Origin of the sequence: Planktotalea sp. (assembly GCF_049680325.1) — a bacterium.
GTDB lineage: Bacteria > Pseudomonadota > Alphaproteobacteria > Rhodobacterales > Rhodobacteraceae > Planktotalea.
In genome coordinates, this window is the sequence record NZ_JBAUHO010000122.1 from 1 (window position 1) to 4,585 (window position 4,585).

Below are 4,585 nucleotides of genomic sequence, written 5' to 3' on the forward strand. Positions count from 1 at the left end.
GGCTTCATTTTGCCAGTTAAACTCCCGCCAACGGCGGAAAAATTCCTTTAAAAGGAATTTCCAAAACTCTTTCAAAGAGTTTTCACTCCCCGAGCATCCACCGCACTTGTGGCCAGAACGCATGGAACGCGAAGGCAAACATCACATCGTGCGGCAAATCCTGTCCTTTTGCACCGCGCACACGCACCGTGCCCACATCGCGCCCTTTGCCAATCTGGGCCGCATCCAGCGCAGAGGCCTGGCCCGCGCTCCATGTCAGCGTGACGCCCTCTTCAGCCACCTCACCCAGTTCCGCCAAACGCGTTAACGGCCATGCACGATCGCCAACGCGCACAACGCGCGCGAGCGCAGGAATACCATGCGGCGGCATCTCGCCATTATAAAGAAACGGTTTGGTAGAGCTGTCATAACTCACATAAGGATTGCGCCCGTACTGTCGCGGAAAATTGGGCTCTGCCATAACCAACCCGTTCGGATGGCGCGCGCGGTACTGATCCCAGCTTTCCATCCAACTCGAAAGTTGTGAGAGCTTAACCCCCTGTAGATCCCCGACAATCGCCTCTCCAATGGCTTGCTGCCACCAGCTTTCGGTTTCGCGGTCATACATAATCATGTCCGAGTTGCGCAGTTTGCCAGACACGCCAAAACTCAGCGTGCCTTGGGGAATGCGCCGATCAAATGTGATCCCGGAATTGCACAACGGGCAGAACGTCACCGCGACAGGAATGCCGCCGACCGTGTCATTGACGATCTCGTGCCACGTTAAATAGCGTACAGGATAGGCGCGCACATCGCCGTTGAAATCAACAGTGATGACTGGTTCGGCGCCATCGATGCGTGTTTCAGACGAGGCGTTAATAAATTCGGGATCACTTAGTGCTGGAATACCGTCTTTTGGGGGACCACCCGAAAGGATCTCGAGCCAATTGGAAACAGAGGTCTTTTCGAAATCGGTTTTGGGCCATTCAAACTTCCAGAAACTCGGATCAGCGCTGGCCGTGCTCATCGCCATCGCAAGTCCAAGCCCCAAAATTATCCTCTTAAACATGAAAACACCCTCCAGACAGTTGCCCGGAGGGTGCTTTAAAAACCGCCGCCTGCATAGCCCTGCACACAGCTTTGTTAGATCATGTCACTCGGTAATGGTCACTGTCTTCATCATATCAGGCTGACCAATCACAGCGCCATTCGCGCCCTTGCCCAGCTTGATAGCATCTACAACATCCATTCCGTCCGTTACGCGGCCAACGACCGTATATTGACCGTTCAGAAAGTCACCATCGGCGAACATGATAAAGAACTGGCTGTTGGCACTGTCAGGCGCAGATGAACGTGCCATGCCGATGATGCCGCGCTTGAACGGCTCGTTGGTGAATTCGGCTTTCAGGTCAGGCTTGGACGAACCGCCCATACCTGCGCGGCGCATGTCGCCGCCCATCTTGCCAAATTCAACATCGCCCGTTTGCGCCATGAAACCGTCGATCACGCGGTGGAACACCACGCCATCATAGGCACCGGACGCCGCCAGTTCGGAAATGCGCGCAACATGGTTCGGGGCCAGATCTTCGAGCAGATCAATGGTGATAACGCCATTCGCGCCCTCACCTGCGACCTCGATCTGAAGACCCGTCGCCAACGCAGGATTAACCAGAACCGGGCTGGCAATAAGTGCGAAAACGGCTGCTAGTTTACGCATCTGCGGCAACTTTCATAGACACCATACGATCCGGGCTCGCTGGCGGCTCGCCGCGCGTGATGGCATCGACATGCTCCATGCCGGACGTCACACGGCCATACACCGTGTACTGACGGTTCAGGAAGTGGTTGTCAGAGAAGTTGATAAAGAACTGGCTGTTCGCGGAATCAGGGTTCTGGCTACGCGCTGCGCCGATTGTGCCGCGATCATGCGGAATGCCGGAAAATTCGGCTGGCAGATCAGGCATGTCCGAACCACCTGTCCCCGCCATACGCAGGTTGAAGTCTTTTTCCATATTGCCGTTGGCCACATCGCACGTTTGCGCCATGAAACCTTCGATCACACGTTGGAACGCAACGTTGTCATAGGCACCAGAGCGCGCAAGCTCTTTCATCCGCTCGCAATGCTTAGGTGCGATATCGGGCAGCAATTCGATTGTGACGGTCCCGTCTTTAAGTTCAAGAAGGATGGTGTTTTCGGGGTCTTTGATCTCGGCCATTTGGCACTCCTTGGATGTAAGTCGACGCAATACCTAAGGTGCAATGCGCCGATTGCCAAGGCAGGCATTGACGATAGGGGCGCAAGGCGGCAAAGACAGGCTTATATTCTATACCCGCAAGGAGCAAAAAGATGAGCTGGACAACCTTGGATCAAATGGACCTTGCGGGCAAACGTGTGCTGACGCGCGTAGATATTAACGTTCCGATGGAAGATGGCGTCGTCACAGATGCCACGCGGATCGAACGGATAGTGCCAACGGTCAAGGATATCATCGCAGCGGGCGGGCACCCTATTTTGTTGGCTCATTACGGTCGCCCCAAAGGTCAGCGTGTTCCCGAGATGAGCCTTCAGCAACTTGTACCCGCATTAGAAAGCGCCTTTGGCTGCCCCGTTGTTTTTGCCGCCGATTGCATTGGCGCGGGTGCCGAGGCGGCGGCTGGGGCCTTGCAAGCTGGGCAAGTTCTGCTTTTGGAAAACACCCGCTATCATGCGCAAGAACCCGCGAATGATCCTGATTTCGCTGCTGCAATGGCGCGCCTTGGCGATATCTACTGCAACGATGCGTTCTCTGCCGCGCACCGCGCCCATGCCAGCACCGAGGGCCTTGCGCGTTTGCTGCCCTCTTGCGCGGGTCGTTTGATGCAACAGGAACTTAGCGCGCTGGAAGCTGCGCTTGGTACGCCAAAGCGCCCCCTTGTGGCAGTTGTCGGCGGCGCAAAGGTGTCAACCAAACTGGAACTGCTTGGAAACCTTGTTGCGAAAGTAGATCATCTGGTGATTGGCGGCGGCATGGCGAACACGTTTCTGGCCGCGCAAGGCATTGATGTGGGCAAATCGCTTGCCGAGCATGACATGACAGGAACTGCATTGGACATCCTGCAAAAAGCCAAAGCGTCGGGCTGTGAAATTATCCTACCCAGCGATATCGTTGTCGCGCGCGAATTCAAAGCTGGCGCAGCCAGTGAAACGCTTGATGCAGATGCATGTCCTGCGGATGCTATGATCCTGGACGCAGGTCCAGCGACTGTCGCACGGATCAAAGCCGTATTGGACAGCGCAAAAACGCTGATCTGGAATGGCCCCTTGGGTGCCTTTGAAATCGAGCCGTTTGACAAGGCCACAAATGCGGCGGCTGCCCATGCTGCTGCTCTTTCCGAGGCTGGTGCACTTGTTTCCGTAGCGGGCGGCGGCGATACGGTTGCCGCGCTCAATCAAGCGGGTGCAGCAGAGAAATTCACATATATTTCCACTGCTGGCGGTGCATTCCTGGAATGGATGGAAGGCAAAACCCTGCCCGGCGTCGCCGCGCTTGAAAACGGATAAAAGCCTTTGGCTATGATCGCTTTGAACGGTGGTCAGTTCAGCGTTCTGCGCCCTTTAACGCCGCGTGCAGCGCGCTAAAGGGCAATCCCACTTAGGCAGCAAAACTTGCTAATGTCCCGAATTGGAGTAACCTGAGGCTGATTTTATCAGCATCAGGATTATTTCATGTCCATTTTACGCAGCCTAGCCCAGTCTACCGCTCTCACCTGCGCTCTCGCTTTGCCGCTTCAAGCGCAAGACACTGTGGAAATGCCCGTCACGATTTGGGACGCGCTTTCGCTTGAAAACATTATGACGATTGTCGTGCAAAGCTTCATGCCTACGCTGCGTGTGCTCGCCGATGTGCGTTACGATCAAATCGATGTGGATCCCGTGCGCAATCGGATTGCTTTAGTGGGCGTCGATATCCGCCCCTATCTTGCACATGTAAAGGGCGATGCCTGCGCGATCACTGCCGATGAGCTTGTGCTCAGTGGCCAACCTGTTGATCGTGCTCAGGGGTATGCAGTGTCGTTTGCCATGGATGGTGCAGTGCTTGATTTTGACTGCCTACCTGACGAGGCGCGCCCGATAATCGGAATGCTGGGCGTCGAGAACATCCGCCTTGATCGCGCGACGATCAACGTGAATTACGATTTCGCCACCGGCGGTGCCATGGTGCATTTTGGGGCGGATCTGGACAAGCTGGCCTCGTTGTCAGGTTCGGCGGATCTGGATTACATCAGCTACCGCATGGATTTTGAAACCGAAGAGGTGATGCCAGCTGTTCATGTGAACCATGTGCAAATGACGCTGGAAGATCGCGGTCTTTATGCCGCCGGATCACGCATGGCACCTGCCGGCATGTTGACCCCGGCCGCGTTGGAGCAGATCATTCCGGGTGCGCTTTCAGAGATGTTCGCGGAGATGAACGGAGCGATCTCGCCTGATCTTTCAGCTGAACAGCAGGCGTTCATCACGCAGGCCGTTAGCGTTGCGCAAACCTTTGTTACCAACCCGACGCAGGTTGTTCTTGAAAGCACAGCTCGCGCAACTCCGGTGCGCCTAAGCGAAGAAGATTTGGAA

5 protein-coding genes are annotated in these 4,585 nt (G+C 55.5%); 2 read left to right on the forward strand and 3 right to left on the reverse strand.

Features of this window, described 5'->3' with window-relative positions; all coding sequences use genetic code 11:
* Positions 1-82 precede the first annotated feature (82 nt).
* From WBC85_RS05410 to WBC85_RS05420, 3 genes are all read right to left on the reverse strand, one after another.
* Positions 83-1,048, reverse strand: a complete 966-nt coding sequence (locus WBC85_RS05410) for a DUF3179 domain-containing protein (RefSeq protein WP_424433754.1) — start codon at positions 1,046-1,048, stop codon at positions 83-85.
* An 84-nt stretch (positions 1,049-1,132) separates the two neighbouring features.
* Positions 1,133-1,696: a peptidylprolyl isomerase gene (locus tag WBC85_RS05415; protein WP_424433756.1), complete on the reverse strand. Its 564-nt coding sequence runs from the start codon at positions 1,694-1,696 to the stop codon at positions 1,133-1,135.
* Positions 1,689-2,195 carry a peptidylprolyl isomerase gene (locus tag WBC85_RS05420; protein WP_424433758.1) on the reverse strand — a complete coding sequence of 169 codons (507 nt, stop codon included), beginning with the start codon at positions 2,193-2,195 and terminating at the stop codon, positions 1,689-1,691. The genes WBC85_RS05415 and WBC85_RS05420 overlap by 8 nt, the downstream gene beginning before the upstream one ends.
* 131 nt (positions 2,196-2,326) lie before the next feature.
* Between WBC85_RS05420 and WBC85_RS05425 the strand changes: the two genes are divergently transcribed.
* Positions 2,327-3,520, forward strand: a complete 1,194-nt coding sequence (locus WBC85_RS05425; RefSeq protein ID WP_424433760.1) for a phosphoglycerate kinase — start codon at positions 2,327-2,329, stop codon at positions 3,518-3,520.
* Positions 3,521-3,685: 165 nt separating this feature from the next.
* Positions 3,686-4,585, forward strand: a 900-nt coding sequence (locus WBC85_RS05430; protein ID WP_424433762.1) for a hypothetical protein, incomplete at its 3' end; no start/stop codon positions are given.